We start from the raw sequence: 25,251 nt of genomic DNA on the forward strand, positions 1-25,251 counted from the left end.
CGCACAGTTCCTTAGCTAACTTAGCTAAGATACGCGAAACTGCAGCAATTTTCCAGAGCACTGATGCGTGGTAGCCCAAAACAGCATCATTTCAAAATGATAAGGGCGGAAAGGGAATCACTTTCCGCCCTTCTTGATTCAATCTCTGAACTTGAGCAGACGATCAGGCCGCGTCCTCGATCGCGTCGTTGACCTTGGCAGGCACATAGTTCAGTACCGGGCCGAGCCAGCGTTCGACTTCGGTGACCTCCATACCCTTGCGGGCCGCGTAGTCTTCCACCTGGTCGCGCTCCACCTTGGCAACGCCGAAATAGTAGGAATCGGGGTGGCCGATATAGATGCCTGATACCGAAGAACCCGGCCACATCGCGTAGCTTTCCGTCAGCGTCACGCCGGCGGCCTTCTCGGCGTCGAGCAGTTCGAACAGCGTCTTCTTCTCGGTATGATCGGGCTGCGCCGGATAGCCGGGCGCCGGGCGGATACCGGCGTACTGCTCCGTGATCAGCTCGTCGTTCGAGAGCGTCTCGTCCTTGGCATAGCCCCAGTATTCGCGGCGAACCTGCTCGTGCATGCGCTCGGCAAAGGCTTCCGCGAAGCGGTCTGCCAGCGCCTTGACGAGGATCGACGAGTAATCGTCGTTCGCCCGCTCGAAGCGTTCGGCGATCGCCACTTCCTCGATACCGGCCGTCACCACGAAACCGCCGACGTATTCCTCGATACCGGTTGCTTCGGGTGCCACGAAATCCGACAGCGCTACATTCGGACGGCCGTCCCGCTTCGAGAGCTGCTGGCGCAGCGTGTAGAAGGTCGCGAGCTCTTGCTTGCGGTCCTCGCCGGTGAAGAGACGGATATCGTCGCCGACGGCATTTGCCGGCCAGAAGCCGATCACCGCGCGCGGCCGGAACCATTTCTCGTCGATGATCTTCTTCAGCATCGCCTGCGCATCGTTCCAGAGAGCCCGCGCCGCCTCGCCCTGCTTCTCGTCTTCAAGAATGGCCGGATAGCGGCCGCGCAGTTCCCAGGTCTGGAAGAACGGCGTCCAGTCGATATAGCGGGCGATATCGGCCAGATCGTAATCTTCGAAAACCTTGGTTCCCAGGAAGCTCGGCTTGGTCGGCTTGTAACCGGCCCAATCGACCTTGTGAGCATTTTCACGGGCTCGCGACAGCGGCAGGCGCACCTTCTCAGCTTCGCTACGCGCATGCGCGGCCGCGACCTTGGCATATTCGGTGCGGATATCGGCGACATAGCCGTCCCGGTTGTCAGGTGACAACAGCGACGACACCACGCCGACCGCGCGGCTGGCGTCTGTCACGTAGATCGCCTGGCCCTTGTTGTAGCCCGGATGGATCTTCACCGCGGTATGCACACGGCTCGTCGTCGCGCCGCCGATCAGCAGCGGGATCTCGAAGCCCTGGCGCTCCATTTCGGCCGCCACATGCACCATCTCGTCGAGTGACGGTGTGATCAGGCCGGAGAGGCCGATGACATCGACCTTCTCGGCCACCGCCGTCTCCAGGATCTTCGTTGCCGGCACCATGACGCCGAGATCGATGATCTCGTAATTGTTGCAGGCAAGCACGACGCCGACGATGTTCTTGCCGATATCATGCACGTCGCCCTTGACGGTCGCCATCAGGATCTTGCCGGCAGACTTCTGCTCGCTGCCGCCATTCAGCCGCTTCTCTTCCTCCATGAAGGGAAGCAGAACGGCAACGGCCTGCTTCATGACGCGGGCGGATTTCACCACCTGCGGCAGGAACATCTTGCCCGAGCCGAAGAGATCGCCGACGACATTCATCCCGGCCATCAGCGGGCCCTCGATGACATACAGCGGACGCGCAGCCTTTAGTCGCGCCTCTTCCGTATCGGCCTCGATATACTCGGTAATGCCGTTGACCAGCGAATGCTCAAGACGCTTCTCGACCGGCCATTCACGCCAGGAGAGATCCTGCACGCGGCCCTCACGCGCGGCTCCGCCCCGGAACTTCTCGGCCACCTCAAGCAGGCGCTCGGTGCTGTCAGACCGCCGGTTCAGCACCACGTCTTCGCAGGCTTCGCGCAGCTCGGCATCGATATTGTCATAGACGGCCAGCTGACCGGCATTGACGATGCCCATGTCCATGCCCGCCTGGATGGCGTGATAGAGGAACACGGCATGCATCGCCTCGCGCACCGGCTCGTTGCCGCGGAACGAGAAGGACAGGTTGGAGACGCCGCCCGAAATATGCACCAGCGGCATTTCCTTGCGGATCGTCCGTGTCGCCTCGATGAAGTCGACGCCGTAATTGTTGTGCTCTTCGATACCGGTCGCGACAGCGAAGATGTTCGGATCGAAGATGATGTCCTCGGGCGAGAGACCAGCTTCCTCCGTCAGCAGCTTGTAGGCGCGGCGGCAGATTTCGACCTTGCGGTCGTAGCTATCGGCCTGCCCCGTCTCGTCGAACGCCATGACGACGACGGCAGCACCGTAGCGATGCAGCAGCTTCGCCTGCGCCAGGAAATTCTCTTCGCCTTCCTTCAGCGAGATCGAGTTGACGATCGGCTTGCCCTGGACACACTTCAGGCCCGACTCGATGATCTGGAACTTCGAACTATCGATCATCACCGGCACGCGGGCGATATCCGGCTCCGCGGCGATCAGGTTAAGGAACTCGACCATCGCCTTCTCGGAATCGATCAGGCCTTCGTCCATGTTGATGTCGATGACCTGCGCGCCGTTCTCCACCTGGTCGCGCGCCACATCCAGTGCCGCCGTATAATCGGCATTGGTGATCAGCTTGCGGAACTTGGCGGAACCCGTGACGTTGGTGCGCTCGCCGACATTGACGAACGGAATGTCCTTGGTCAGCTCGAAGGGCTCGAGGCCCGACAGCGACATGAACGGGCGATGTTCCGGGATCGGCCGCGGCTTGTACTTGGCAACGGTCTCGGCAATGACGCGGATATGTTCCGGCGTTGAGCCGCAGCAGCCGCCGACGATATTGACCAGGCCTTCGCGGGCAAAGCCCTCGATCTGCGCCCCCATCAGCTCGGGCGTCTCGTCATACTGGCCGAATTCGTTCGGCAGGCCGGCATTCGGATAGGCGCAGACGAAGGTGTCGGCGACGCCCGACAGCTCCTGCAGATGCGGACGCATCGCGTTGGCGCCGAGCGCGCAGTTGAGGCCGATGGTGAATGGATTGGCGTGCCGCACAGAGTTCCAGAAGGCCGACGGCGTCTGGCCCGACAGCGTACGGCCAGAAAGATCGGTGATCGTGCCGGAGATCATCACCGGCAGACGAATGCCCTTGGCCTCAAAGCGCTCTTCGCAGGCAAAGATCGCCGCCTTGGCGTTCAGCGTATCGAAGATCGTCTCGATCAGGATGATGTCGGCGCCGCCGTCGATCAACCCATCGATCTGTTCGCCATAGGCGATGCGCAGATCGTCGAAGGAAACCGCGCGGTAGCCCGGATTGTTGACGTCGGGCGAAATCGAGGCGGTGCGGTTGGTCGGGCCGATGGCACCGGCCACGAAACGGCGGCGGCCATCTTCGCGTTCGGCGCGGATGGCCGCGCGACGGACGATCTCGGCACCCTCCTTGTTCAGCGCGTAAACCTCGCCTTCCATCTCGTAATCGGCCTGCGCGATGCGGGTCGAGGAGAAGGTGTTGGTTTCGAGAATGTCGGCGCCGGCCTTGGCATATTTATAATGGATCTCTTCGATCGCGTCCGGCTGGCTGAGGATCAGAAGGTCGTTATTGCCCTTCTGGTGGCAGGCGCAACCGATGAACCGATCGCCGCGGAATTGGTCCTCATCATAGCCGAGCCCCTGGATCTGCGTGCCCATGGCGCCGTCGAGAACTAGGATGCGTTCGCTGGCAGCTTTCTTCAGCGCTGCAAACACTTCACTGCCGTCGCGTTTTACCCCATCGGGGCCAAAAAGATTGTCGAACACGGGCGGACTCCTTGACGTCGCTAACAATAGGGCGATCAAATCACATAAAGATATCTTTATGTCAATATATGCAGCGCGATTCCGCCATTTGCAAGCCCCGGCGGATGACAGACTCGGCGGACCCCTATATAGGCGTTCCGCAAAGCTTTGTGCACGAATTCGGAGGAGTAGCATGGCACTCGCAACTGGCGGCACCGCCCTCGGCAATTGGACGAACCGGGCCTATCACCGGAACTGGCTTCTCGCGCAGGCAAACGGCCTCTTCGACTTCTTCCAGCACAATTCCATCAACCCGAAGGGCGGCTTCTACGATCTCGACGATGAGGGCAAGCCGCTGGATGCCGAAGGACAGGTGCGCAGCATCCACATCGCCGCCCGCTCGGTGCATTGCTTCACCCTCGGCGCGCTGCTCGGCCGCCCGGGCGCATCCGATGCCGTCGACCACGGCATGGATTATCTCTGGAACCACCACCGCGACCGCAAGAATGGTGGTTACTTCTGGTCCCTCGACAACAATGGCCCTGTCGATTCCAACAAGCAGGGCTATGGCCACGCCTTCGTGCTGCTCGCCGCCTCCTCTGCCAAGACCATCGGCCATCCGCTCGCCGACGGCATGATCGCCGATATCACCGAGGTACTGAACACCCGCTTCTGGGAAGCCAAGCACGGCGCCATCGCTGAGGAATTCACCGCCGACTGGCAGCCGCTCGATGGCGGCAACTACCGCGGCCAGAATTCCAACATGCATCTGACCGAAGCGCTGATGGCCGCCTTCGAGGCGACCGGCGACCGCGAATACCTGACCAAGGCCGAAAGCATCGCCGATCTCGTCATCCGCCGCGCTGCCGGTTCCGTCGGCTGGCGCGTTGCCGAGCATTTCGGCGCCGATTGGCAGCTCGACAAGAATTACTACCACCCGAACGAGATGTTCCGCCCTGCCGGCACCACGCCCGGCCATTCGCTCGAATGGTGCCGCCTCATCCTGCAGCTCTGGGTGCTCGGCGGCAAGAAGCAGGACTGGATGCCGGAAGCCGCACGCGGCCTGTTCTCACAGTCGATCGCACTCGGCTGGGACAACGACAAGGGCGGCTTCTTCTATACGGTCGACTGGGACGACAAGCCCGCCAAGCGCAATAAGCTCTGGTGGCCGGTCTGCGAAGCGGCCGCTGCGGCGCACTTCCTCAACGAGCATCAGCCGAGCGATTTCCACGAGGAAAGCTACCGCAAGGTCTGGAACCTCATCGAGCGCCGCTTCATCGACCACAAGAACGGCGGCTGGCACGAGGAACTGACGGAAGACCTCGTGCCCTCGCACAGCCTCTTCCCCGGCAAGGGCGATATCTACCACGCCCTGCAGGCCTGCCTGATCCCGCTCTTCCCGGCCACCGGCAGCATCACCAAGGGCATCATCGAGGCCGGCGGCAAGATTTGAACGGCATCTGCCATTCCCGCTCCGGTGGGAATGGCTTTCCGGCCTCAGGCAAGCCGCAGCGAATCCAGGTCCTTGGCGAGCATCAGCGCCAGCGCCTCGACCGCGAGATTGTGGTCGTCGCGCTGCGGCAGGCCCGAAACCGTCACCGCACCGATACAGCCGGTGCCTTTCACAGTGATCGGAAAGCTGCCGCCATGGGCGGCGTAATCGGCGCTCGAAAGCCCGTTGGTCTCGATCGTCTTGCCGTCCGATTTCAGCTTCAGGCCAGAGGCATAGCTGCTCTTCGAATAGCGAAAGACCATATTGCGTTTGCGCCTCACCCACTGGACGTTGTCAGGAGTGACGCCCGGCAGCGCCGCATAGAACACCGGCATGGAATGCAGCGACACATCGATCGCCACGCCGAGGCCGCGCTCTGTCGCCAGCTCCTGCAGGAGCTTGCCGAGCTGCCAGGCAGTCGTCAGGTCGAAACTGTCGAAGGCCAGCACCTTTTCCTGCTCGGCAATGCGAACCAGATCGTCCTCGATGGTCATGACAAGCAATCCTCTTCCGAAACAAGCAATCGGAAGAGAACATCCGCAGGCTGCGGAAAAAAGTAAAGCGAAATCGTAGTGATAGCTGTTGGTGCGGCATCACGCCGGTGCCGCGTACGAGCTCCTCGTCAATGCGGCATCGTTGCAAGCGCCCCGATGATCTCTTCCGGCCGCATCGGCTCGCTGGCGCGCAGCTTCACCTTGCCGTCGCGGTCGATCAGGATTAGCCCGAACTCGCCCGGCTGCGGACCATCCAGATCCTCGCGCAGTTCGTCGGCATCGAGATCATGCGGATCATCGAACAGCGGAAACACCCCGCCACCGGCGACATTGAAAACCTCGATGTCCTCCTCGATGAAGCGCATATGCGCTTTGCGCAGCAGATCGTCCTGCCTGCTGGCGCGGTCGTCCTCGGCATCGGCAAACACCAGGAGAACGCGTTTCTTGCCGGCGAACTGCCTGAGGCATCGCGGCGCCGGCAGTTTATGCGGCGCCGTTCCCATGATTTCCCGTACGAATGATTTCAGCATGATGCCCGTCCTTCCTATCACCATCAACGGCTGGAAGCGTGAGCGGTTCCCGTTGCAGGGATGGGATCGCCGCGTGGCAGCGATCCCGAGCCTTCTGAGGCTATTCGCAGGATTCGCGCGCTGCGCGTCCCTCGATGGCGACGACATCGGTCACGCCATTGGCGAGAAGCCGTTTGCGGACGAGAACGCGCATGACGCGCGCCGCCGTCGAAAACGTCATCTGGTCGAGCGGCCCCTCGCCTTCCCAGGGCTTGGTGAGCCGTTCGGTGACGGCGCCGACGATATTTCGCGGCACGATGTCATCGCATTCGCGCATGGCTTCGAACACCATGCTGATCGGCAGGACCTTCCCTTCGAAGGTCACGATCGGTTCCGTGAGTTCCGTATCCCATTCTTCGAAGGCATAGAGCGCCTCGCGAAAGAGTTCCTGAAGGGTGAACGGGGCGTGTCCGTTGTGAAGTGGCGGCAAGGCATTCGTCATGTCTGTCTCCTCTTGGCAGGGATGAAGCCATTTCCTCCTCATCGGCCGGGTACAATGCGGAAAACAGAACTCGGGTTCCCTCGCGCGGCCGAATAACACGATCGATTTTATAGTGTAACAGTCGCGTGATAAAGCGATTTATGCCCGGGGCTCTCTGCAAGCGCCTGCCGGAAACAGACAAGCCGTTGATATCGCTCAGGATACCAACGGCCATTTTTTGACACCGGAAAGCGATGTTAGCGCTTACTGCTCAAGCGCGAAGGTGACGTTGACGGTTACATTATAGGTATTTTCGCCGCCCTGAACCGGCACGGAGGAATCGGCGGCCTCCTTCATCATCGCGGCGCGATAGACCGGCTGCGGCATCGGCCGGCCGCTGTTTTCGCTGATTTCGATGATCCGGCCGAGCTTGACGCCGGCCGCCTGCGTCAGCGTCTTCGCCTTCTTCAGCGCCGAGGCGACAGCATCCTTGCGGGCTTCATCGATCACGCCCTCGGGCTTGTCATTGGTGAAGGAGATATCGCCGCCCTGATTGATGCCCATGGTCACCGACTGGTCGATGATGGCGCCGAGCTTGGAAAGATCGCGCACCCGCACCGTGATGCCGTTCGACACCTGATAACCGATCAGCTCCGGCTGCTTCGGCTGGCCGTCGCTGCTCTGCGGATAGTTATATTGCGGCTGCACCGAAAAACCTGATGTCTGCAGGTCCTTCTCGGCGATCCCGCCCTTCTTCAAGGCGGCAAGCACGTCTGTCATTGCCTTGTTGTTCTCGTCGAGCGCCTCGCGCGCCGTCTTCGCCTGCTTGACGACCGAGAGATTGATGACCGCCATATCGGGCGCCACCGAAGACTGCCCGTCCCCCGAAACGGTGATGACAGCCTCGCGCGGCTTTGAATCATCGGCCAGAGCCGCCGCCGTCACCGGCAACACGGCCGCCGCCGTCATCAAAAGGCCAAGCACAAGCTTTGTGGAATTCCGCAGCGCCATGATTCACTCCTTGGTTGTCGCTACCCCTTTTCCTTCTTTGGCGTTTGATTGTGAAGCTATTGCGGCAACGTCTTGTCGCTGCATCCGAATTACGCTAGAGCGGAACCGCTGCGGGGAACCATTGCCCCAAAGCAGCGCAGACACCTGCGCCAGGGCCTGTAGCTCAATGGTTAGAGCCGGCGGCTCATAACCGCTTGGTTGGGGGTTCGAGTCCCTCCGGGCCCACCATTATTATTTTACTTCAATATCTTAGCATACAGCGATGCGAAGTTCCTTCTTGGTGATCAAGTGGCCGGTAGGATTAAAGATCCTGTCCGATAAAATTCTCCAGCATCGGCGGCTGGAGGGGGAAATAGATTCCCGGAATGTCTCGGAAGAGGACCGTGGTCGATTGACCGACGAGATCGCCGACGTCGAGGATAAGCTGATAAGATGAGGGCGTCGCGCCCTTGACGTCGTTGCTGCTCCCATATCTGAAGGTGGACCGGCGCCAAGTTCGCACACCGGCCCAATTGTTCTCCTAAGGTAACAAGATCGGCTGAGCATGGCTGCGCGAAACAGCGGTAAGGCTAGTGCAAACCTTATGTCCTTCTTAAGGGTTATACCGCACACTGTGCGGCGTGATTGTGTTTTCATCGAAAAACGCTATAAGCTCGCTCTCAACAATGAGAGTCGCCTAAGTGGCGACACCGAGGAACTATGAGCTACGACCCCAAAAAGGCTGCTCAGTTGATTGCGTCTCTGATCATCAAGACGGGCAGCAACTCGATAAATGTTCTTAAGGCGGTCAAACTGGTTTATCTGGTCGATCGCGAGAGCATTCGCCGATACGGCTTTCCCGTACTTGATGAAACGCGCGTATCGATGCCCCGCGGCCCGGTCAATTCTACGACATACAGCCACATCAACGGCGAGTACGATCTGGAAGAATGCGGCTGGTCGGCGATTCTGCAGGATCGTGCTGACCACAAGATCGCACTCGCTGACCAGAATATGACAACAGACGATCTGGACGAGCTGAGTGACGCGGATCTAGCGTGCGTGGATGCAGTCTGGGCAGAATTCGGTCAGATGGGCAAGTGGGATCTAGTTGAGTGGACGCATAATCCGAAGAACGTTCCTGAGTGGGAAGATCCTGATGGCGGATCGACTGTGATTCCGCTTCAGCGCATTTTGCATTCCGTTGGCGTTCAGGATGCCGAGGAATTCGCGGCCGTTTCCGCAGAGCTAAAGTCAGCCGATCGTGCTTTTGAGAGCGCGCGAGTGAATTGAGTGGTTGCGGCGGCTGGCACCCTTCTGATTTCGTCAGGTCCGAGCCACAATCCCGCGATCAAGCACCTTCATGTTGTGTGCACTGATCCCTGCAAGGATGGGCTCCAGTTGATCGTGTCCATAACTAGCTGGACGAACAATTTGTGCGACGGCACCTGCACACTGGATCAAAACGATCACAATTGGCTTAGACACCTCTCGTGGGTGATGTACCGCGGGGCACGGCTCGAAGCCGCGAACACGCTCGATAACGGCGTTCAGCAAGGTATATTCATTCCAAAGGCAGCAATGGATCAGGTCGCGTTCAACCGGATCACAAGCGGCATTTGTACGAGCCCGCACACGCCTAGGAAAATAAAGAAGTATTTCGGATGCCCGGCACCTGCAGCGGCGGCCCCCGCCGCTGAAAGCTAGCTTACTTGTTGCTTTGCCGTCGACAGCGAATACGCCGATCATCATGAGCTTGGAGCAACGCGCTAGCCACCCGCACCAATATCCCCTAAATCTCCCCCATGACCAAATCCTCCCAAAGCCCCCAAGCTCGAACATTCCGAACTCTCCGGCAAATTCACCGAGAACGATATCACCGTGCTTGTCGATATCTTCCGCAAGGTCGGCAGCCAGGAAGACTGGACGATGGAGGTCGTCACGCAGAATGAGGATCTCATTCGCTAAGACGAGCCGTTTGCGACAGATCGGGAAGCCTTTGACGAGTTTCTGGCGACGATTGCCCGGGATGGCATCGCCTCGTTCGTCGAGGATGACGACATCTCGGTGCATTGAAACCCGCCGCACTTTTCTGCGGCAGGCGCCCACTCCCACCTTGCGCCGCAGGCAGGATGCTATAAATCCTGCCTGAGAACGCGACTGCCATTAACTTTAGAATGGGGTCGGGCGGCCGATTGACGTCACGCTGCTGCCACGAGATCACGTGGCCGTTCTTCAGCCCCTCAATAGCCCGCCAGCAAATTCTGCCCGAAATCCGGTTCGACGCCGAGCAGCGGTGCCGTCCGCGCGATGATGTCGTGCACCATCGGGGCGGCCGTTTCAGCGGCGAGGTTCAGGTTGTGCACCCCTGTCAGCGGCTGGTCGATGAAGGACAGCACGACATATTTCGGATTGCTCATCGGGAAGGCGGCGAGGAACGAGTTGAAGCTCAGCTTGTGCGAATAGACGCCGTTGATGACCTTGTTGGCCGTCCCCGTCTTGCCGCCCACATGAAAACCCGGAACATCGGCGGCGCGGCCGGTACCCTGCTCGCCATTCAGGCGAAACAGGTAGCGGATCGTGTCGCTGGTGCTCTTCTTGACCACCTGCGTTTCGGTCTTTTCCGCCTCTTCCTGCGTGCGCGGGAAGAAGGTCGGCTCGATCAGCTTGCCGTCGTCGATCAGCGCTGCACCCGCGACCGCCGTCTGCATCGGCGTCGTCGCAACGCCGTGGCCGAAGGCGATGGTGATCGAATTGATCTTCTTCCAGACCTTCGGCTGGCTCGGCGCCTTCACTTCAGGCAGTTCCGTCTGCATCCGTGACAAGAGGCCGAAGCGCGTCAGGTAGTCTTTCTGGATATCCATGCCGACCTTGTCCATCATCCGGGCGGTGCCGATGTTGGACGAGTAGCGGAAGATTTCCGGGATCGACAGCACGCGGCGCGGCACGTCGCGGTCGTCATGGATGGTGAAGCCGCCATAATGCAGCGGCGCGCTGGCATCGAAACTGTCGCTGAGCTTCACCGTTCCGGTGTCGATCGCCATTGCGATCGAGAAGGTCTTGAACACCGAGCCCATCTCGTCGGTGCCGTTGCTCATGCGGTTCAGCCAGCCCTCGCCGCCGGTCGCCTTCGGATCGTTCGGATCGAAATCCGGCGCCGAGGCCATGGCGATCACCTCACCCGTATGGATATCGAGGATGACGGCGCCGGCCGCCTTGCTCTGATAGGTGGTCAGCGCGTCGGAAACGACGTCATGGACGATATTCTGGGCGCGGATATCGATCGACAGCTTCACCGGCTCCAGACTGTTGTCGCTGGCAAGCCCGGTCGAGGCAAGGTCCGACATTCCCTGGTTATCGAGATACTTCTCCATGCCGGCAACGCCGTGGTTGTCGATATCGACATAGCCCAGAATATGCGCGGCCGTGCGCCCCGCCGGGTAGAAGCGCTTCACTTCCGGCCGGAAGCCGATCGCAGGCAGACCGAGCGCCAGAACCTCGCTCTGCTGCTTCGGCGTCAGTTGGCGACGCAGCCAGGTGAAGTGCGATTTGCGGTCGGAGAGCTTCTGGTAGAGCGATTTGCGGTCGAGATCAGGGAAGACCTGCGTCAGCTTTTCCACCGCCTCGTCGGCATCGACGACATGAATCGGCTCGGCAAACATCGAGACGGTGCGCACATCCGTCGCCAGCACCTGTCCGTTGCGATCGACGATATCGGGGCGCGAAGCAACGATGGCGTTCGGCGGAATGCTCGACGTCTCGTCGTCGGTCAGCATCGCGTAATAGACGAGCTTTCCCGACATTGTCGAAAAGACGAGCAACAGGGCACCCGCGAGCGTGAAGATACGCGATCGCGTCTGCTTGTCCCGGCGATGGCTGGCCCCGCGGCTGTTGGCGCGGGATCCGGAGCCGAACGTCAGTCTGACGACCCGGCCACTTCTGGAGGTAACGGCATGAATAATAGACATGGGCTATGCACATTGCGGAGGATGAAGCCGGCGCGCCTCTTTCCGCACATGAGACCAGCTAGCGCCGGTAAGGCTAACAGACCCTTAATCCGGATTATGGATTGTCATATTTCGGCCGCGAACTGCCGCCGCAGGTGGCAAGCGCGCGGCAAGATCACGAGAACGTGATCGCAATGCGGCCCTAGAACAGCTTGCCGCGCGGGCTTGCATGGTGCTCGGCGACGACAGCGTCGCTGCCGTCGATCTCCTGCAAAAGAACGTCGTAGCCCCAGAGATCGGCGAGGTGCTGGAGGACGAGCTTGGTGTCGTTTTCCTGCAGCATCCAATCGTTGGTGACCTTGTGCTGGACCAGCAGGCGCCGGTCGCCGGCCAGATCGACATCGACGATCTCGATGCCCGGATCCGTCCAGCCGATATCATATTCGCGGGAGAGCTGGCGGCGGATGCGGCGGTAACCGCGTTCGTCGTGGATCGCCGAGACCAGGATCCCCTCCTCCTGCTCCGGATCGTCATAGAGGTGGAAGAGCCTGAGCTGGCGGATGAGATTGGGGCTGAGGAACTGGCTGACGAAGCTCTCGTCGCGGTAATCGGCCCAGATGCCGCGCAGCACGCCCATGACATCACCGCGCCCGGCAATATCGGGGAACCAGGCGCGATCCTCCTCTGTCGGGTTGGTGACGATCCGCTCGATGTCCTGCATCATCGCAAAGCCGAGTGCATAGGGGTTGAAGCCCGAGAAGCGGCGGTCGTCATAGGTCGGCTGGAACACCACGTTGGCGTGGGATTTCAGGAACTCGAGATAATTTCCGTCCGACAGCTGCCCCTTCTCGTGCAGCCGGTTCATGATCCGGTAGTGCACATAGGTGGCAGTTCCCTCGTTCATCACCTTGGTCTGGCGCTGCGGATGGAAATATTGCGCCACGTGGCGGACGATGCGCAGGATCTCGCGCTGCCAGGGTTTTAGCCGAGGGGCTGATTTTTCGAGGAAATAGAGGAGATTGTCCTGCGGCAGGCCAAGCGCTGCCCGCCGGCGCTCCAAATCGACATTGGCAGCCGTTGCCGTCTTGCCTGCAGGTACCGTGCGCCAGAGATCGTTGAAGATCTGCTCTTCGTGGCGCCGGCGCTCTTCCTCGCGCTTTTGCTCCTCGCGCAGGTTGAGCTTCACCTTGCCGGCATGGCGGTGGACACCGTGCGACATCAGCGCATGCGCCGCATCCAGCGTCCGCTCGACGGCGATCTCGCCATAGCGCTCCTCGCAGCGGGCGATATAGCCCTTGGCGAAGTCGAGATAGTCGAGAATGCCCTCGGCATCGGTCCAGAGCTTGAAGAGATAGTTGTTCTTGAAGAAGTGGTTATGGCCGAAGGCGGCATGGGCGATGACCAGCGTCTGCATCGTCGCCGTGTTCTCCTCCATCAGGTAGGAGATGCAGGGAGACGAATTGATGACGATCTCATAGGCGAGATCCCGCATGCCGCGCCGGTAGAAAGCCTCGTGATGGGCAAAATGCTTGCCGAACGACCAGTGGCGGTAGAAGAGCGGCATGCCGGTCGAGGAATAGGCGTCCAGCATCTGTTCCGAGGTGATCACCTCGATTTGGTTGGGATAGACGTCGAGGCCGAGCTCCTTGAGCGCGATCTCCTCGCAGGCATCATGAATGCGTTGCAGCGTCGGGAAGTCCCAGTCCGATCCGTCGAAAAGCAGCCTTTCCTTCACCGCAGCCGTCATGGCGCCACCCTTTCGCCCTCGCGTTTCTGGAAGAGATCGTGGAAGACGGGGAAGATCTCGTTCTTCCGGCAGACCTTGCGCATCGACAGCGGCAGCGCCTCGGCGCGGATGCTGTCGTAAAGCTGCCAGAGGGGCGAGCGCGACACGGAGGAGTCGCCGCTTTCCTCATCGACCTCGATATAGGCGAAGTACTGGCAGAGCGGCAGAATTTCGTGGCGCAGCAGCTGGCCGGTCGTCGAGCCGTCCGAATAGGAATTGTCGCCGTCGGACGCCTGGGCGGCATAGATGTTCCATTCGGCCGGATCGAAGCGGGCGGCAATGATCTGGCGCATGCAGGCCAGCGCGCTCGAAACCAGCGTGCCGCCGGTCGCCGGACCGTAGAAGAACGTCTGTTCGTCCACCTCTTCGGCACGATCCGTGTGGCGGATGAAGACGATCTCCACCTTCTTGTAGCGCTGCGACAGGAACAGATAGAGCAGCAGATAGAAGCGCTTGGCGAGATCCTTCATATGCTCCGACATCGAACCTGACACATCCATCAGGCAGAACATCACGGCTTTCGCGACCGGCTTCGGCTCGTCCTCGAAGCGGCGGTAGCGCACGTCGAGCGGATCGATATAGGGAATACGCTTACTCTTTTCGGTGAGCGACTTCAGCTCGGCCGTCAGCGCGATCTTCTTCTCCTCGTCGTCGGTCTCCTCGATCTCCCGCTTCAGCGCCTCGATCTCGTCGGTGCGCGGACGCTTGAGCGCGATGCGCCGCATCATGGCAAGCCGCGTGGTGCGCCCGACAGCGATGTTTGATGGAGAGCCCGAGACGGAGAACCCCGCCCGCGCCGGGCTGTATTCCTCGGTCTCGCTGAGACGGCGCTTGGCGAGATCCGGAAGCTCGAGATCATCGAGGAAGACGTCGAGGAACTCCTCGCGGGTCAGCACGAAACGGAAACTGTCTTCCGCTTCGCCATCGCCCGCTTCCTTCGGCTTTCCGCCGCCGCGGCCGGGCGGCCGCGGGATGATGTCGCCTTCGACGAAGGCTCTGTTGCCGGGCAGCACCTGATCGCTGATGCCGCCCTCGCCGCGCCGGAAGCTCGGCTCGGTCATCCCGTCGATGGGCAGGCTGATCTCGCCGCCATCGAGCACATCACGGATGCTCCGGTTCTGCAGCGAGCGTTTTACCGCTTGCTGCACGGCGCTCTTGGCACGCCGCAGGAACCGTTGACGATTTTCCAGACTTTTACCGCGCGGATTCAGCCGGCGGTCGACGATGTGCATGTTGGCTCCAGTTTTACATTAACCCGCCTGTTTGACGCGCATGTACCACTCCACCAGGCGGCGCACCTGCCGCTCGGTATATCCGCGCTCCGTCATCCGGGACACGAATTCGCTATGCTTCTTCTCGCTATCGCTATCCTTCTTCGAGCCGAAGGAGATGACCGGCAGCAGATCCTCGACTTGCGAGAACATGCGTTTCTCGATCACTTCCCGGATTTTCTCATAGCTCGTCCAGGATGGGTTCTTGCCTGTGTTGTTCGCCCGCGACCGCAAGCAGAACTTGACGATCTCGTTGCGGAAGTCCTTCGGATTGGCGATGCCGGCAGGCTTTTCGATCTTTGTCAGCTCCTGGTTCAGGAGCTCGCGGTCGAGCAGCTGGCCGGTGTCGGGATCCTTGAAATCGACATCCTCTATCCAGGCATCGGCATAATCGACGTATCGGTCGAAAAGGTTCTGTCCGTAGTCGGAATAGGATTCTAGATAGGCTTTCTGGATCTCGTTGCCGATGAACTCCGCATAGCGCGGCGCAAGATCGGCCTTGATGAACTCCATATAGCGTTTCTCGGTATCGTCAGCGAACTGCTCCCTGCGGATCGCCTGTTCCAGCACATACATCAGATGCACGGGATCGGCGCCGACCTCGCTCGTATGATGGTTGAAGGTCGAGGCGAGGATCTTGAAGGCGAAGCGGGTCGAGACCCCATCCATGCCCTCATCGACACCGGCCGCATCCTTGTATTCCTGGACGCTTCTGGCCCGCGGATCGGTCTCCTTCAGGCTCTCGCCGTCATAGGCCCGCATCTTCGAGAAGTAGGTCGAGTTTTCATGCTTGCGCAGCCGCGACAGGACCGAGAAGCGGGCCAGCATTTCGAGCGTGCCGGGTGCGCAGGGCGCATCAGCCAATTCGGATCCCTCGATGAGCTTGTCGTAGATCTTCTCTTCTTCGGTCACCCGCAAACAATAGGGAACCTTGATGACGCAAATGCGGTCGATGAAGGCCTCGTTGTTCTTGTTCGCCTTGAAGGTCTGCCATTCCGCTTCGTTGGAATGGGCAAGAATGACGCCGGAGAACGGAACCGCGCCGATATTCTCGGTGCCGATATAGTTGCCCTCCTGAGTCGCCGTCAGCAGCGGATGCAGCATCTTGATCGGCGCCTTGAACATCTCGACGAATTCGAGAATGCCCTGGTTGGCCCGGTTGAGGCCGCCGGAATAGGCGTAGGCATCGGGGTCGTTCTGCGAATAGTGCTCGAGCTTGCGGATATCGACCTTGCCGACCAGCGAGGAGATGTCCTGGTTGTTCTCGTCGCCCGGCTCCGTCTTGGCGATGCCGATCTGGCGAAGCCGCGACGGCTGCATCCGGACCACCCGGAACTTGGAGATATCGCCGCCGAATTCATCGAGGCGCTTCAGGCACCACGGGCTCATCAGCCCGGTCAGCCGCCGCGTCGGGATGTTGTACTGCTCCAGCAGCATCGGCCCCATGATCGCGGGATCGAAGAGGTTGAGCGGGCTTTCGAAGACCGGGCTGACATCGTCGCCGGCTTTCAGCACATAGATCGGATGCACTTCCATCAGCTGCTTCAGCCGCTCTGCGAGCGACGACTTGCCGCCGCCGACCGGGCCGAGCAGATAGAGGATCTGCTTGCGTTCTTCGAGACCTTGGGCGGCATGTCGGAAGAAGGACACGATCCGCTCGATCGTCTCTTCCATGCCGTAGAAACCAGTGAAGGCAGGATAGGTTCGGATGGTGCGGTTCATGAAGATCCGCCCGAGGCGGGCATCCTTCGAACTGTCGACCATCTCAGGTTCGCCGATCGCCGCGAGCAGCCGCTCGGTGGCGTTGGCATAGGCCATCGGATCTTTCTTGCAGAGGGTCAGATAGTCGGCGATCGACATATCCGTTTCGCGTCGCGCTTCGTAACTCCTCGCAAACGCATCGAACAACGATTCATTCAGCATGGGGCCTCCATTGCGGGTTGTGCCACAGCCTCCGGAGTGCCCGATCACGTCACACGTGATCTTGCATCCCATTGGGAATCAATATGTTTCGTGAATTGATAGGACACCTGACGGTCAACCATTTCAATGCACGTTTACGTGCATTCACCGAAGTCGAGGGTCGTACCAAACTATCTGCTATATTAGCGAATTACGCCGTCGAGCGGTATCGGAAAATTTGGGGACATGACATATCCGTCAAAAAGGTGTGTTATTTCGCCACTGATTCTTTTGGCGTATTACCGACTCTGCCGCGCAGGTTTTTCGCAATGCACTCGGTTATTTTTGCGCCGCACAATCACCGGAAGGCTTAGGCCGCTACGTTTATGTGGATATGTGCCTCGTTTGCCGCATCGATGAATGCGCGCCGCGCGGTGGCGGGCTGCTTCTTTCCACGAATCGACAGCAGGCACATTCTGATTGCCCGGTCATAGGCCTCGCCGTGATCGACTGGCCACTCCTCCATCAGATAGGCCGCCGCGTCATAGGTATTCTCGACCGTGCGAAGGCCGAGATGCGGAAGGCGAAGAGCGACCGGATTTTCCCAATAGTTCTTGTCCATCGTGAACACCTCCTGCATGGTTAACGGCGCAGGCGCGCATTTGGTTTTCACCGGCTGGCATGTGTGGTTTACGCTTCGTTTGCCGATCGCCTCTATGGTGTCGCGCCATGGCACACCGGAAAATCGCCGGAGGTTCGCGCTGAGCGGGAACTTTACGCTTCCGCATGTGTTTTTGCTTGAACGGGGAATAGTCAGATGTTGCTAAAGTCGCCGGTGTTCCGCATATCCGTTTTGGCCATCATCATGGCGGGGCTGGTCGTACTCAACCCCTTCGGGCGCAACCTCGGCGACCCGGTGACCACGGGAAGCATTCCCGCGGCGTTCCCGGTGCATTGAACCTCAGAGCGTTCTGACAAGGTTGCAGACATGCGCGCCGACGATCGATCGGGCGATTTCGCCGGCTTTTTCGATCACCGACGTGCTTGGTGCCGTCCCTTCGAGAAAGATCGTGCCGGCCTCTTCAACGACTTCGATATGGGCATCTTCCATACCAACGCCATAAGCGATTGCAGAAGAGACACTCTCGGCCGCTCCGGCGAGCGTGGCGCCGACAAGCCGGCTTGATTGAATGAATGAGCTGAACATCGTCGTGTTCCTCCTGTGATGGTGAAACGCACAACGGCGCATTCCGTTCATCTAGCATTCATCTTTGTGCAGAAGATGGCAGCCGGGAACAAAGCCGAACCCGCACCGTTAGCCGGAAAGGAACACCCGGATGCCACGCATGGCGCGCGGGACCGGGTAACCGGAGGAAAACGGCAATGGCAAATCTCTACAATGACAATGCCCCGGCTGGCACGCTGGGTTCCGCCTATAACACGCTGACGGCCTTTTTCGACAGCCGTGCCGATGCAGACCGCGCCGTCGCGCGGCTGAAGGATGCAGGCGTCGCCGATGAAAGCATCCGCTTTATGCCTGGCTACGAAGCGGACCCGGAAGCCGCCGCCAGAGCCGGCGAACGCTCGGGCTTCTGGGCAGCGCTCGAAGACTGGTTCTTCCCGGTTGACGATCGCGAAACCTATGCCGAGGGCCTGCGTCGCGGCGGCTTCCTGATCTCGGTCAGTGTCGGCGATGCGCTTTATGACACCGCCCACGACATTCTCGATGACGAAGGCAGCATCGACATGGACGAACGTGCAGACATGTGGCGCAGCGACGGTTGGGAGGCCCGCAACAGCGGCTTTGCCGGCAGCGCCAATAGCGGCCGCGCTGCCGACGATCTTTCCACGTCAGAGCAGGCCATGCCGGAGGAAAGCCCGGTCGGCAGCCGCGATCCCGATCACAGCTCGCCGCGGGTGCGCGCCTATCATTTCGACCAGATGGCGCCAGGCTATCGCCGCGACCACTGACCTGAAGACAAGGGAGGCCGCCGAATGCCGGCCTCCCCTGCTTGGCAGTAAAACGAGACGCGCTATTTCACCCGCATTGGAAACCGGGAGTTCGGCATGAGCGACAAGAAGAAATCCGGCAAAGAGCAGAAGACCGACAAGGAACAGGACGACTATCTGGAAGAAGCCCTGGAAGAAACCTTCCCGGCCAGCGATCCGATAGCACCCGGCCATACCGGCAAGAAGCCGTCGGACAAGAAATAGCCTGCTACGTGCCGGCGATAGACAGAGAAAAACTATTGAGCGCTGACGCGATCAGCGGTGGCGTCAGCATCTTCGGCCGGAACATGGCCGTTATTGGTGACCTCGCCGGCAATCGCCGACAGATCGATGTTACCCCAGATCGACTTTTCCTTGCTGCGATCGACGCGGCGGGACGATTTGACTTCTACGATGAACGGCTTCGATTGAGCGCGCATAAATGTCCTGTCGAAATATGTTGATGCGAATCTTTCAACGCTCTCAGCCTACGAAGCGTTCCATCACCGTGCAAGACGGCCCTCACCGCTTATCCAGCCCCACGCATGCCTCGTCCTCAGGAACCGGCAGCACCGCCAAGCGTTGATCCCTGTGCATGGCAGCTGCCCCGAAAAAATCAACATTAAACGCTTGAAGGAAAAACCGATGTCGATTACCTACCACGTCGGCGAACATGACGAGGCTTGGGCTTACCGCTTGGGCGATGTCTGGTCAGAAGCCTTTCCAACTCACGAACTCGCATTGGCCGCGGCAAAGCAAGCCGCAGAGCGGCAACAGCTTGGCGGTCAGGATGCGGAGATTACCTTTCAGCGTGCGGATGGCACGTGGGCAACAGAGCGTGTGAGCGGTGGTGACCGCCCGCAGGCTGATGTCGTCGACGATGCGCCGGACACATAATGCAGATCAATAAAAGGCTTCGGCCGAAAAAGACGACGGAATGACCCTGAAAGAACGTTTCTTGAAATCGCAGCACGCGTGGATGATCGGCGCCTGCTACTCCTCGAAGCACCCGGACTTCTCGCGCTATGGCGGCATCGACGTGGCTGTCGCGCCGCGCTGGCGTGAATCCCCGGATGCCTTCATCAACGACATGATGGACAGCCTCCCCCGGCGTCTGGCCGAGCGCCAGTTGGCGCTGCGCAACCCGCGCCGCCCCTTTGAGCCGGGCAATGTGGAATGGGTGTTTACCAGCAAGCACCGCGGCCTTCGTGCGCCTGACGGCGCCAGACCGGGTACCGGCTCCTCTCTCAGCCGCCAGCGGCGGATGTGACAATCAGAAGCTCGCGGCGATGAAAATTTCCGCGAGCTTTTCGATTCCGGCCTGATCTTCGGAATCGAAGCGCGATGGCACCGGGCTGTCGAGATCGATGACGCCAAGCACGCGTCCCTCATGGATCACAGGCACCACCAGCTCCGAGCGCGACGCGGCATCGCAGGCGATATGCCCCGGAAACGCATGCACGTCCTCGACGACCACTGAAGCCTTGCGCTCGACGGCTGCGCCGCAGACACCTTTGCCAACCGGGATGCGCACGCAGGCAGGCTTGCCCTGGAAGGGACCAAGCACCAGCTCGTCTTCCTGCTTCAGAAGATAGAAGCCTGCCCAGTTCAGCTCCGGCATCATCTGGTACATCAGCGCTGATGTGTTGGCGGCATTGGCGATCATGTCGCTCTCTCCCGACAGCAGCGCCTCGAGCTGCTGCGCAAGCTCGCGGTAGAATTCCGCCTTGCTGGTGGTGTCGATCGTCGCTGCCTGGAACATGGGAAACCCGCCTTTTCGTTGCCGCAGATATAGTCCCGCCCACCACCCGGCTTCAAGGGCAAGGAAGCAAAGGTCAGGCATCGCGGAGATATTCCAACAGATATAACGCTATGCCATAGTGCGGCTCCGATCCAACGAGCCAGCCCTTCCCATGAAGCTTTTTACCGCCCTTCTCGTCGCTGCCTTCAGTCTTCTTTCCGCAGGCGCCGAGGCCCGCGTCATCACCGATGCGGCCGGCCGCAAGGTCGAGATCCCGGACAAGGTCAGCCGCGTGCTGGCCGCCGGCCCTCCGGCGTCGGTTCTGATCTACGTCCTGGCGCCGGATAAGCTGACGGGCTGGGTGCGCCAGCCGGGTGATGCCGAAAAGGCCTTCCTGCTGCCGTCGGTCCGGGATCTGCCCGTTTTCGGCCAGCTGACCGGTAAGGGCGGAACCGCCAATATGGAAGCGGTGCTCGCCGCCAAGCCCGATATCATCATCGATGTCGGCACCGTCAATCCCACCTATGCGTCGCTCGCCGACAAGGTGCAGGCCCAGACCGGCATCCCCTATGTGCTCGTCGATGGCAGTTTTGCCCGAAGCGCCGAAACGCTGCGCCAGACCGGCGAGATCCTCGGCGTCACCGAACGCGCCGCCAAGCTTGCCAACTACGCATCGACGGCAATCGGCGGGCTGAACGCCAGGCTGGCCGCCATTCCACAGAGCGACCGGCCGCGCGTCTATTACGGCCGTGGCCCCGAAGGTCTGGAAACCGGCCTGGCGGGCTCGATCAATCTGGAGATTCTCGAAGCCGCCGGCGCGGCCAATGTCGCGGCGGCTGCCGGCAAGGGCGGACTGACGCAGGTTTCGCTCGAACAGATCCTCTCCTGGAAGCCGGACACCATGCTCGCCGCCTCCGGAAAATTCGCGGCCAGCGTCAAGACCGATCCGCTCTGGGCCGGCCTCGATGCCGTCAAGAACGGCCGCGTCTTCGTCACGCCCAGCCTGCCCTTCGGCTGGTTCGATTCCCCGCCGGGCATCAACCGGCTGATCGGCATCGCCTGGCTGGAGCGCCTCTTCTACCCGACAGTCTTCACCGGCGATCTCAAAGCCGAGGTCCGTGATTTCTTCAAGCTCTTCTATCAGGTCGACCTGACCGAGGATCAGCTCGCAACGCTGCTGAAGGGCTCCGGCGTTTCGCCGCAATGATGGCCGCGCGGGATCAGAGCGAGGGAGCCGCGCCACCCGGCAATCGATGGCTCTGGCCCGGACTTGCCGGTCTGCTGCTGCTCGCCCTGCTGTCGATGATGACCGGAAAATATGGCGGCGGGCCACGGCCCCTGATCGAGGCGTTGACAGCGCTGGCCGGTGGAAAGGCCGGCGATCCCCTGCTTGCAACCGTCCTCTGGAACGTCCGCCTGCCCCGCGTTGCCGCAGCAATCGTAGTCGGCGCGGCGCTGGCAGCGGCCGGCGCCACCTATCAGGGCATCTTCCGCAATCCGCTTGTCTCACCCGATATTTTGGGTGTCTCCGTCGGCGCCAGTCTTGGCGCGGTGCTCGGCATCTTTCTGTCGCTGCCGGTGCTCGCCATCCAGGCGCTCGCCTTTGCGGGCGGCCTGCTCGCCGTCGCCGCCGTCTATACAGTCGGCGCTGCCGTGCGCCAACGCGATCCGGCGCTGACGCTGGTTCTGGCTGGCATCGCCACCCAGGCGCTGGTCGGTGCCGGCATCTCGCTGATCAAGATCCTCGCCGACCCCTATGACCAGCTCCCCGCCATCACCTATTGGCTGCTCGGCAGCATGACCGCCGTCACCCGCTTCGACGTGCTCTCCATCCTGCCCGCCGTGCTGATCGGCCTCGTCCCACTCATCCTCCTGCGCTGGCGAATGAACGTCATGACGCTCGGCGACGAGGAGGCGCAGACACTCGGCATCGACACCAAGAAAACCCGGCTGGCGCTGGTCTGCGGCGCCACGCTGATCACCGCGGCGACCGTCTCGATCACCGGTATCGTCGGCTGGATCGGCCTGATCATCCCGCATATCGCCCGCATGCTTGCCGGGCCCGACTTCCGCAGGCTCCTCCCCGCATCGATGATCCTCGGCGCCGCCTATCTGCTGATCGTCGACATGCTGGCCCGCAGCATCGCCACCATCGAGGTGCCGCTCGGCATCCTGACGGCCGTGGTCGGCGCCCCCTTCTTCCTCTGGCTGCTGACATCGGGAAAGCGGGGCTGGCAATGAGTTACGAGCTGAAATCGCTGACCTTCGGCCATGGCAACAGGGCGATCGGCAGCAACATCGACCTCGCGCTGAGATCGGGCGAAGTGCTCGCCCTGCTCGGCCCGAACGGCGCCGGAAAGACAACGCTCTTCAAGACCATGCTTGGATTGCTCCCGGTCAAGGCGGGCGAAATCCTGCTGGATGGCCGCCCGCTCTCCGGCTGGTCAGGCCGGGAACGCGCTGCCCGCATCGCTTATGTGCCGCAAGCCCATGCCGCGCTCTTTCCCTTTGCTGTGCTCGATGTCGTTCTGATGGGCCGCGCCGCCCGCATCGCTCCCTTCGCCATGCCTTCAAGGCAGGATCGCATCATCGCCCAGGATGCGCTGGAGAGCGTCGGTATGGCGCAGCTTGCGGCCAAGCCCTATACCGAAATCAGTGGCGGCGAGCGGCAGCTGGTGCTGATTGCCCGCGCCCTGGCGCAACAACCGCAGATCCTGATCATGGACGAGCCCTCCGCCAGCCTGGACTACGGGAACCAGATGCGCCTTCTCGCCCTTATCCGCCGGCTTGCCCGCCAGAACCTTTCGATCATCCTGTCGACCCACAATCCGGATCACGCCTTCCTCGCCGCCGATCGCGTCGCGCTTTTGAACGGCGGTTCGCTGACGGCGCTCGGAACACCGGCTGACGTGCTGACACCCGAGACGCTGAAAGAGCTTTACGATATCGACGTCGTCGTCGGCGCCCTCGACGGCAGCGCCCGCATCTGCGCTCCGCGCCTCGATCAATTTCCCGCCTAGAAAGGAAGAACTATGGTCCGCGAAAACGAATTACGGGAAAACGAGGTGGCGATCGAACCGCCGGAGGCAAGCGATGCCGGGCTGGTCTTCATCGGCCGCGTCCACACGCCCTGGACGTCGCGCATGGAAACCCCGCGCCAGGGCAGGCACGACGGGCCGCTCTGCCGGATCGAGATCTTCGAGCCATGGATCGCCGCGCTGAAAGGTGTCGATGCCTTCGAACGGCTGGAAATCCTCTACTGGCTCGACCGCTCACGCCGGGATCTGGTGCTGCAGAGCCCGGCCAGCAACGGCAAGGTCCACGGCACGTTTTCGCTGCGCTCCCCCGTCCGCCCCAATCCGATCGGGACCTCGATCGTCAAGCTGGAGCGGGTCGAAGACGGCATGCTCTTCGTGCGCGGCATGGATTGCCTCGACGGCACGCCGCTGCTCGACCTCAAGCCCGACCGGACGCTGTTCAAGCCGATCGCCCCTCCGCAGAAGGGCGACTACGAGACCGGCGATACCGGCACCGCAACCCACTGCCAGAAGGCGTGACCGGACGAATGTCAGTCGACGGCGACCATGACGTCCGAAGCCTTGACCACGGCGTAGGCTTCGGCGCCTGGCTTCAGCCCGAGCTCATCGACGGCCTCGTTGGTAATCGACGCGGTGACGATGGCACCACTGCCGATATCGATACGGACATGCGCCGTCGTCGCGCCCTTGGTGACTTCGACAACCTTGCCCTTCAGACGGTTGCGCGCGCTGATTTTCATCCAATGTCCTCCTTGATTTGGCGAGACCTTAGACGGCCCGCACCATTCATGTCAAAAGCCGTGCGAATAGCCAGTGGATCGCGCGTGGCATCATGGAGGGGAAGGTAGTCGTGAAGGTGATACGGATCGCAGCGGCGCTGATTGCCCGCGAGAATGGCGACGTGCTGCTGGTGCGCAAACGGGGCAGCGCGGTTTTCATGCAGCCGGGCGGCAAGATCGATGCCGGGGAAACGGCGATTTCCGCGCTGGTGCGTGAGCTCGATGAAGAGATCGGCCTGCAAACGCATGACGAGCGACTTGAACCGCTCGGCACGTTCGAAGCGCTTGCGGCGAACGAACCGGATCACCGCGTTATCGCCGATCTCTTCCTGCTGGCCGAGCCCGCGGGAACGATCGCGCCGCGCGCCGAGATCGAAGAGATCCGTTGGATCGATCCGCACCAACCGGGAGACCTCCCGATGGCGGCCCTCACAGCGGACCACATCCTGCCTTTCTGGCGTCAGCGGCTAGCAGGCACCTGAAGAGTGCGCAAAGAGAAGCCCGGCGCTGGGGCCGGGCCTTTGACTATTCGCTGATATTTACTGCGCCGAAGGGGCGGCCGGAGCCGGTGCTGCGGGCGCCGGAGTTGCTGGCGCTGGTGCGGCAGGAGCCGGAGCAGCGGCCGGTGGCGTTTCCGGAGCAGCCGGTTCGCTCGTTGCTGCCGGCGGAGTGGCCGGAGCAGCAGGAGCCGCCGGTGTCGTCGTGGTGCTGGTTTCGCCTGCAGGCGCCGTTGCCGGAGCCGGGCCAGAACGCGGCCAGTAGGATGCGGCCAATGCAATAATTACAATGACGGCCGCAATACCGATCCACATCGTCCAGGGCGAACGGCGATCGGCCACGGGCGGCGTGGTACGCAAATCAGGGTTTGGTCTGTTGAAATCATTTGTCATGGGTGTCCTCCTGTACGCGCTAAACG

General features: G+C 61.0%; 27 protein-coding genes, 1 tRNA gene and 1 pseudogene. 14 read left to right on the forward strand and 15 right to left on the reverse strand.

Annotated elements, in window-relative coordinates; all coding sequences use genetic code 11:
* Positions 1 to 163: 163 nt before the first annotated feature.
* Positions 164 to 3,937: a methionine synthase gene (gene metH, locus AC1DNK_RS07095; protein WP_477940189.1), complete on the reverse strand. Its 3,774-nt coding sequence runs from the start codon at positions 3,935 to 3,937 to the stop codon at positions 164 to 166.
* Positions 3,938 to 4,109: 172 nt separating this feature from the next.
* Between metH and AC1DNK_RS07100 the strand changes: the two genes are divergently transcribed.
* On the forward strand, positions 4,110 to 5,369 hold the full coding sequence (locus AC1DNK_RS07100) for an AGE family epimerase/isomerase (protein WP_477940191.1): 1,260 nt from the start codon (positions 4,110 to 4,112) through the stop codon (positions 5,367 to 5,369).
* Between the two features lie 44 nt (positions 5,370 to 5,413).
* On the opposite strand, the gene AC1DNK_RS07105 is transcribed toward AC1DNK_RS07100, so the two are convergent.
* The 4 genes from AC1DNK_RS07105 to AC1DNK_RS07120 form a co-directional block, all read right to left on the reverse strand.
* Positions 5,414 to 5,902, reverse strand: coding sequence for a heme-degrading domain-containing protein (locus AC1DNK_RS07105; RefSeq protein ID WP_477940193.1), 489 nt, complete (start codon positions 5,900 to 5,902; stop codon positions 5,414 to 5,416).
* A 128-nt stretch (positions 5,903 to 6,030) separates the two neighbouring features.
* Positions 6,031 to 6,432 carry a DUF4174 domain-containing protein gene (locus AC1DNK_RS07110; RefSeq protein WP_112515838.1) on the reverse strand — a complete coding sequence of 134 codons (402 nt, stop codon included), beginning with the start codon at positions 6,430 to 6,432 and terminating at the stop codon, positions 6,031 to 6,033.
* Between the two features lie 100 nt (positions 6,433 to 6,532).
* Positions 6,533 to 6,913 carry a BRA0787 family protein gene (locus AC1DNK_RS07115; RefSeq protein WP_112386932.1) on the reverse strand — a complete coding sequence of 127 codons (381 nt, stop codon included), beginning with the start codon at positions 6,911 to 6,913 and terminating at the stop codon, positions 6,533 to 6,535.
* A gap of 243 nt (positions 6,914 to 7,156) precedes the next feature.
* On the reverse strand, positions 7,157 to 7,903 hold the full coding sequence (locus AC1DNK_RS07120) for an SIMPL domain-containing protein (RefSeq protein WP_477940194.1): 747 nt from the start codon (positions 7,901 to 7,903) through the stop codon (positions 7,157 to 7,159).
* A gap of 152 nt (positions 7,904 to 8,055) precedes the next feature.
* Between AC1DNK_RS07120 and AC1DNK_RS07125 the strand changes: the two genes are divergently transcribed.
* The 3 genes and pseudogenes from AC1DNK_RS07125 to AC1DNK_RS07135 all read left to right on the forward strand — a co-directional run bounded on the left by AC1DNK_RS07125 (position 8,056) and on the right by AC1DNK_RS07135 (position 9,958).
* Positions 8,056 to 8,131: transfer RNA gene (locus tag AC1DNK_RS07125), tRNA-Ile, on the forward strand.
* A 471-nt stretch (positions 8,132 to 8,602) separates the two neighbouring features.
* Entirely contained in the window at positions 8,603 to 9,175 is a 573-nt protein-coding gene (locus tag AC1DNK_RS07130) for a Panacea domain-containing protein (RefSeq protein WP_477940195.1), read from the forward strand.
* A gap of 582 nt (positions 9,176 to 9,757) precedes the next feature.
* A pseudogene (locus AC1DNK_RS07135) lies at positions 9,758 to 9,958 on the forward strand (hypothetical protein).
* A 167-nt stretch (positions 9,959 to 10,125) separates the two neighbouring features.
* On the opposite strand, the gene AC1DNK_RS07140 reads toward AC1DNK_RS07135, so the two are convergent.
* The 5 genes from AC1DNK_RS07140 to AC1DNK_RS07160 all read right to left on the reverse strand — a co-directional run bounded on the left by AC1DNK_RS07140 (position 10,126) and on the right by AC1DNK_RS07160 (position 17,410).
* The gene (locus tag AC1DNK_RS07140) at positions 10,126 to 11,850 is read right to left on the reverse strand and encodes a peptidoglycan D,D-transpeptidase FtsI family protein (protein WP_112386929.1); all 1,725 of its coding nucleotides are present in this window, start codon (positions 11,848 to 11,850) and stop codon (positions 10,126 to 10,128) included.
* Between the two features lie 181 nt (positions 11,851 to 12,031).
* Positions 12,032 to 13,576, reverse strand: coding sequence for a SpoVR family protein (locus AC1DNK_RS07145; protein ID WP_442207821.1), 1,545 nt, complete (start codon positions 13,574 to 13,576; stop codon positions 12,032 to 12,034).
* Entirely contained in the window at positions 13,573 to 14,847 is a 1,275-nt protein-coding gene (locus tag AC1DNK_RS07150) for a YeaH/YhbH family protein (RefSeq protein ID WP_477940197.1), read from the reverse strand. Before AC1DNK_RS07150 ends, AC1DNK_RS07145 begins: the two co-directional genes overlap by 4 nt.
* Before the next feature lie 18 nt (positions 14,848 to 14,865).
* A complete protein-coding gene (locus AC1DNK_RS07155; protein WP_477940198.1) occupies positions 14,866 to 16,809 on the reverse strand; it encodes a PrkA family serine protein kinase in 1,944 nt (647 codons plus the stop codon).
* Positions 16,810 to 17,158: 349 nt separating this feature from the next.
* The gene (locus AC1DNK_RS07160; protein WP_162702681.1) at positions 17,159 to 17,410 is read right to left on the reverse strand and encodes a DUF982 domain-containing protein; all 252 of its coding nucleotides are present in this window, start codon (positions 17,408 to 17,410) and stop codon (positions 17,159 to 17,161) included.
* A gap of 195 nt (positions 17,411 to 17,605) precedes the next feature.
* On the opposite strand from AC1DNK_RS07160, the gene AC1DNK_RS07165 reads away from it, so the two are divergent.
* Positions 17,606 to 17,746, forward strand: a complete 141-nt coding sequence (locus AC1DNK_RS07165; protein ID WP_477940199.1) for a hypothetical protein — start codon at positions 17,606 to 17,608, stop codon at positions 17,744 to 17,746.
* A 3-nt stretch (positions 17,747 to 17,749) separates the two neighbouring features.
* Here AC1DNK_RS07165 and AC1DNK_RS07170 read toward each other — a convergent pair whose 3' ends face one another.
* Complete coding sequence (locus tag AC1DNK_RS07170; RefSeq protein ID WP_162702682.1) at positions 17,750 to 17,995, reverse strand: BON domain-containing protein; 246 nt, start codon at positions 17,993 to 17,995, stop codon at positions 17,750 to 17,752.
* 176 nt (positions 17,996 to 18,171) lie between these two features.
* Between AC1DNK_RS07170 and AC1DNK_RS07175 the strand changes: the two genes are divergently transcribed.
* Positions 18,172 to 18,759: a hypothetical protein gene (locus AC1DNK_RS07175; protein WP_477940200.1), complete on the forward strand. Its 588-nt coding sequence runs from the start codon at positions 18,172 to 18,174 to the stop codon at positions 18,757 to 18,759.
* Positions 18,760 to 18,855: 96 nt separating this feature from the next.
* Complete coding sequence (locus AC1DNK_RS07180) at positions 18,856 to 19,002, forward strand: hypothetical protein (protein ID WP_477940201.1); 147 nt, start codon at positions 18,856 to 18,858, stop codon at positions 19,000 to 19,002.
* A gap of 32 nt (positions 19,003 to 19,034) precedes the next feature.
* Here the strand turns inward: AC1DNK_RS07180 and AC1DNK_RS07185 are convergent, their stop codons facing one another.
* Entirely contained in the window at positions 19,035 to 19,217 is a 183-nt protein-coding gene (locus tag AC1DNK_RS07185; RefSeq protein WP_310294529.1) for a hypothetical protein, read from the reverse strand.
* Positions 19,218 to 19,422: 205 nt separating this feature from the next.
* Between AC1DNK_RS07185 and AC1DNK_RS07190 the strand changes: the two genes are divergently transcribed.
* Together AC1DNK_RS07190 and AC1DNK_RS07195 are read left to right on the forward strand one after the other, a co-directional pair.
* Positions 19,423 to 19,674, forward strand: coding sequence for a DUF2188 domain-containing protein (locus tag AC1DNK_RS07190; RefSeq protein ID WP_112386920.1), 252 nt, complete (start codon positions 19,423 to 19,425; stop codon positions 19,672 to 19,674).
* A gap of 40 nt (positions 19,675 to 19,714) precedes the next feature.
* A complete protein-coding gene (locus tag AC1DNK_RS07195; RefSeq protein WP_112386919.1) occupies positions 19,715 to 20,047 on the forward strand; it encodes a hypothetical protein in 333 nt (110 codons plus the stop codon).
* Between the two features lie 3 nt (positions 20,048 to 20,050).
* On the opposite strand, the gene AC1DNK_RS07200 is transcribed toward AC1DNK_RS07195, so the two are convergent.
* On the reverse strand, positions 20,051 to 20,539 hold the full coding sequence (locus AC1DNK_RS07200) for a GAF domain-containing protein (RefSeq protein WP_477940203.1): 489 nt from the start codon (positions 20,537 to 20,539) through the stop codon (positions 20,051 to 20,053).
* A gap of 151 nt (positions 20,540 to 20,690) precedes the next feature.
* Here AC1DNK_RS07200 and AC1DNK_RS07205 point away from each other — a divergent pair, with 151 nt between their 5' ends.
* Genes AC1DNK_RS07205 through tsaA form a run of 4 tightly spaced genes read left to right on the forward strand, consistent with a single transcriptional unit; the run spans position 20,691 to position 24,075 of the window.
* Positions 20,691 to 21,725: an iron ABC transporter substrate-binding protein gene (locus AC1DNK_RS07205; RefSeq protein ID WP_477940204.1), complete on the forward strand. Its 1,035-nt coding sequence runs from the start codon at positions 20,691 to 20,693 to the stop codon at positions 21,723 to 21,725.
* Positions 21,725 to 22,759 carry a FecCD family ABC transporter permease gene (locus AC1DNK_RS07210; RefSeq protein ID WP_477940901.1) on the forward strand — a complete coding sequence of 345 codons (1,035 nt, stop codon included), beginning with the start codon at positions 21,725 to 21,727 and terminating at the stop codon, positions 22,757 to 22,759. The genes AC1DNK_RS07205 and AC1DNK_RS07210 overlap by 1 nt, the downstream gene beginning before the upstream one ends.
* Positions 22,756 to 23,538, forward strand: a complete 783-nt coding sequence (locus AC1DNK_RS07215; protein ID WP_477940206.1) for an ABC transporter ATP-binding protein — start codon at positions 22,756 to 22,758, stop codon at positions 23,536 to 23,538. The genes AC1DNK_RS07210 and AC1DNK_RS07215 overlap by 4 nt, the downstream gene beginning before the upstream one ends.
* A 12-nt stretch (positions 23,539 to 23,550) precedes the next feature.
* Entirely contained in the window at positions 23,551 to 24,075 is a 525-nt protein-coding gene (gene tsaA, locus AC1DNK_RS07220) for a tRNA (N6-threonylcarbamoyladenosine(37)-N6)-methyltransferase TrmO (RefSeq protein ID WP_112386915.1), read from the forward strand.
* 11 nt (positions 24,076 to 24,086) lie between these two features.
* Here tsaA and AC1DNK_RS07225 read toward each other — a convergent pair whose 3' ends face one another.
* Entirely contained in the window at positions 24,087 to 24,296 is a 210-nt protein-coding gene (locus AC1DNK_RS07225) for a TOBE domain-containing protein (RefSeq protein WP_477940209.1), read from the reverse strand.
* Between the two features lie 110 nt (positions 24,297 to 24,406).
* Here AC1DNK_RS07225 and AC1DNK_RS07230 point away from each other — a divergent pair, with 110 nt between their 5' ends.
* Positions 24,407 to 24,817, forward strand: coding sequence for an NUDIX hydrolase (locus tag AC1DNK_RS07230; protein ID WP_477940210.1), 411 nt, complete (start codon positions 24,407 to 24,409; stop codon positions 24,815 to 24,817).
* Positions 24,818 to 24,874: 57 nt separating this feature from the next.
* Here the strand turns inward: AC1DNK_RS07230 and AC1DNK_RS07235 are convergent, their stop codons facing one another.
* The gene (locus AC1DNK_RS07235) at positions 24,875 to 25,225 is read right to left on the reverse strand and encodes a hypothetical protein (RefSeq protein WP_477940211.1); all 351 of its coding nucleotides are present in this window, start codon (positions 25,223 to 25,225) and stop codon (positions 24,875 to 24,877) included.
* Between the last annotated feature and the right edge of the window lie 26 nt (positions 25,226 to 25,251).

Source organism: Rhizobium sp. 01N424 (assembly GCF_056399485.1).

Coding starts and splice junctions, on each gene's coding strand:
- AC1DNK_RS07100 (WP_477940191.1), top strand. CDS start 4,110: ATGGCACTCGCAACTGGCGGCACCGCCCTCGGCAATTGGACGAACCGG.
- AC1DNK_RS07105 (WP_477940193.1), bottom strand. CDS start 5,902: ATGACCATCGAGGACGATCTGGTTCGCATTGCCGAGCAGGAAAAGGTG.
- AC1DNK_RS07110 (WP_112515838.1), bottom strand. CDS start 6,432: ATGCTGAAATCATTCGTACGGGAAATCATGGGAACGGCGCCGCATAAA.
- AC1DNK_RS07115 (WP_112386932.1), bottom strand. CDS start 6,913: ATGACGAATGCCTTGCCGCCACTTCACAACGGACACGCCCCGTTCACC.
- AC1DNK_RS07120 (WP_477940194.1), bottom strand. CDS start 7,903: ATGGCGCTGCGGAATTCCACAAAGCTTGTGCTTGGCCTTTTGATGACG.
- AC1DNK_RS07130 (WP_477940195.1), top strand. CDS start 8,603: ATGAGCTACGACCCCAAAAAGGCTGCTCAGTTGATTGCGTCTCTGATC.
- AC1DNK_RS07140 (WP_112386929.1), bottom strand. CDS start 11,850: ATGTCTATTATTCATGCCGTTACCTCCAGAAGTGGCCGGGTCGTCAGA.
- AC1DNK_RS07145 (WP_442207821.1), bottom strand. CDS start 13,576: ATGACGGCTGCGGTGAAGGAAAGGCTGCTTTTCGACGGATCGGACTGG.
- AC1DNK_RS07150 (WP_477940197.1), bottom strand. CDS start 14,847: ATGCACATCGTCGACCGCCGGCTGAATCCGCGCGGTAAAAGTCTGGAA.
- AC1DNK_RS07155 (WP_477940198.1), bottom strand. CDS start 16,809: ATGCTGAATGAATCGTTGTTCGATGCGTTTGCGAGGAGTTACGAAGCG.
- AC1DNK_RS07160 (WP_162702681.1), bottom strand. CDS start 17,410: ATGGACAAGAACTATTGGGAAAATCCGGTCGCTCTTCGCCTTCCGCAT.
- AC1DNK_RS07165 (WP_477940199.1), top strand. CDS start 17,606: ATGTTGCTAAAGTCGCCGGTGTTCCGCATATCCGTTTTGGCCATCATC.
- AC1DNK_RS07170 (WP_162702682.1), bottom strand. CDS start 17,995: ATGTTCAGCTCATTCATTCAATCAAGCCGGCTTGTCGGCGCCACGCTC.
- AC1DNK_RS07175 (WP_477940200.1), top strand. CDS start 18,172: ATGGCAAATCTCTACAATGACAATGCCCCGGCTGGCACGCTGGGTTCC.
- AC1DNK_RS07180 (WP_477940201.1), top strand. CDS start 18,856: ATGAGCGACAAGAAGAAATCCGGCAAAGAGCAGAAGACCGACAAGGAA.
- AC1DNK_RS07185 (WP_310294529.1), bottom strand. CDS start 19,217: ATGCGCGCTCAATCGAAGCCGTTCATCGTAGAAGTCAAATCGTCCCGC.
- AC1DNK_RS07190 (WP_112386920.1), top strand. CDS start 19,423: ATGTCGATTACCTACCACGTCGGCGAACATGACGAGGCTTGGGCTTAC.
- AC1DNK_RS07195 (WP_112386919.1), top strand. CDS start 19,715: ATGACCCTGAAAGAACGTTTCTTGAAATCGCAGCACGCGTGGATGATC.
- AC1DNK_RS07200 (WP_477940203.1), bottom strand. CDS start 20,539: ATGTTCCAGGCAGCGACGATCGACACCACCAGCAAGGCGGAATTCTAC.
- AC1DNK_RS07205 (WP_477940204.1), top strand. CDS start 20,691: ATGAAGCTTTTTACCGCCCTTCTCGTCGCTGCCTTCAGTCTTCTTTCC.
- AC1DNK_RS07210 (WP_477940901.1), top strand. CDS start 21,725: ATGGCCGCGCGGGATCAGAGCGAGGGAGCCGCGCCACCCGGCAATCGA.
- AC1DNK_RS07215 (WP_477940206.1), top strand. CDS start 22,756: ATGAGTTACGAGCTGAAATCGCTGACCTTCGGCCATGGCAACAGGGCG.
- tsaA (WP_112386915.1), top strand. CDS start 23,551: ATGGTCCGCGAAAACGAATTACGGGAAAACGAGGTGGCGATCGAACCG.
- AC1DNK_RS07225 (WP_477940209.1), bottom strand. CDS start 24,296: ATGAAAATCAGCGCGCGCAACCGTCTGAAGGGCAAGGTTGTCGAAGTC.
- AC1DNK_RS07235 (WP_477940211.1), bottom strand. CDS start 25,225: ATGACAAATGATTTCAACAGACCAAACCCTGATTTGCGTACCACGCCG.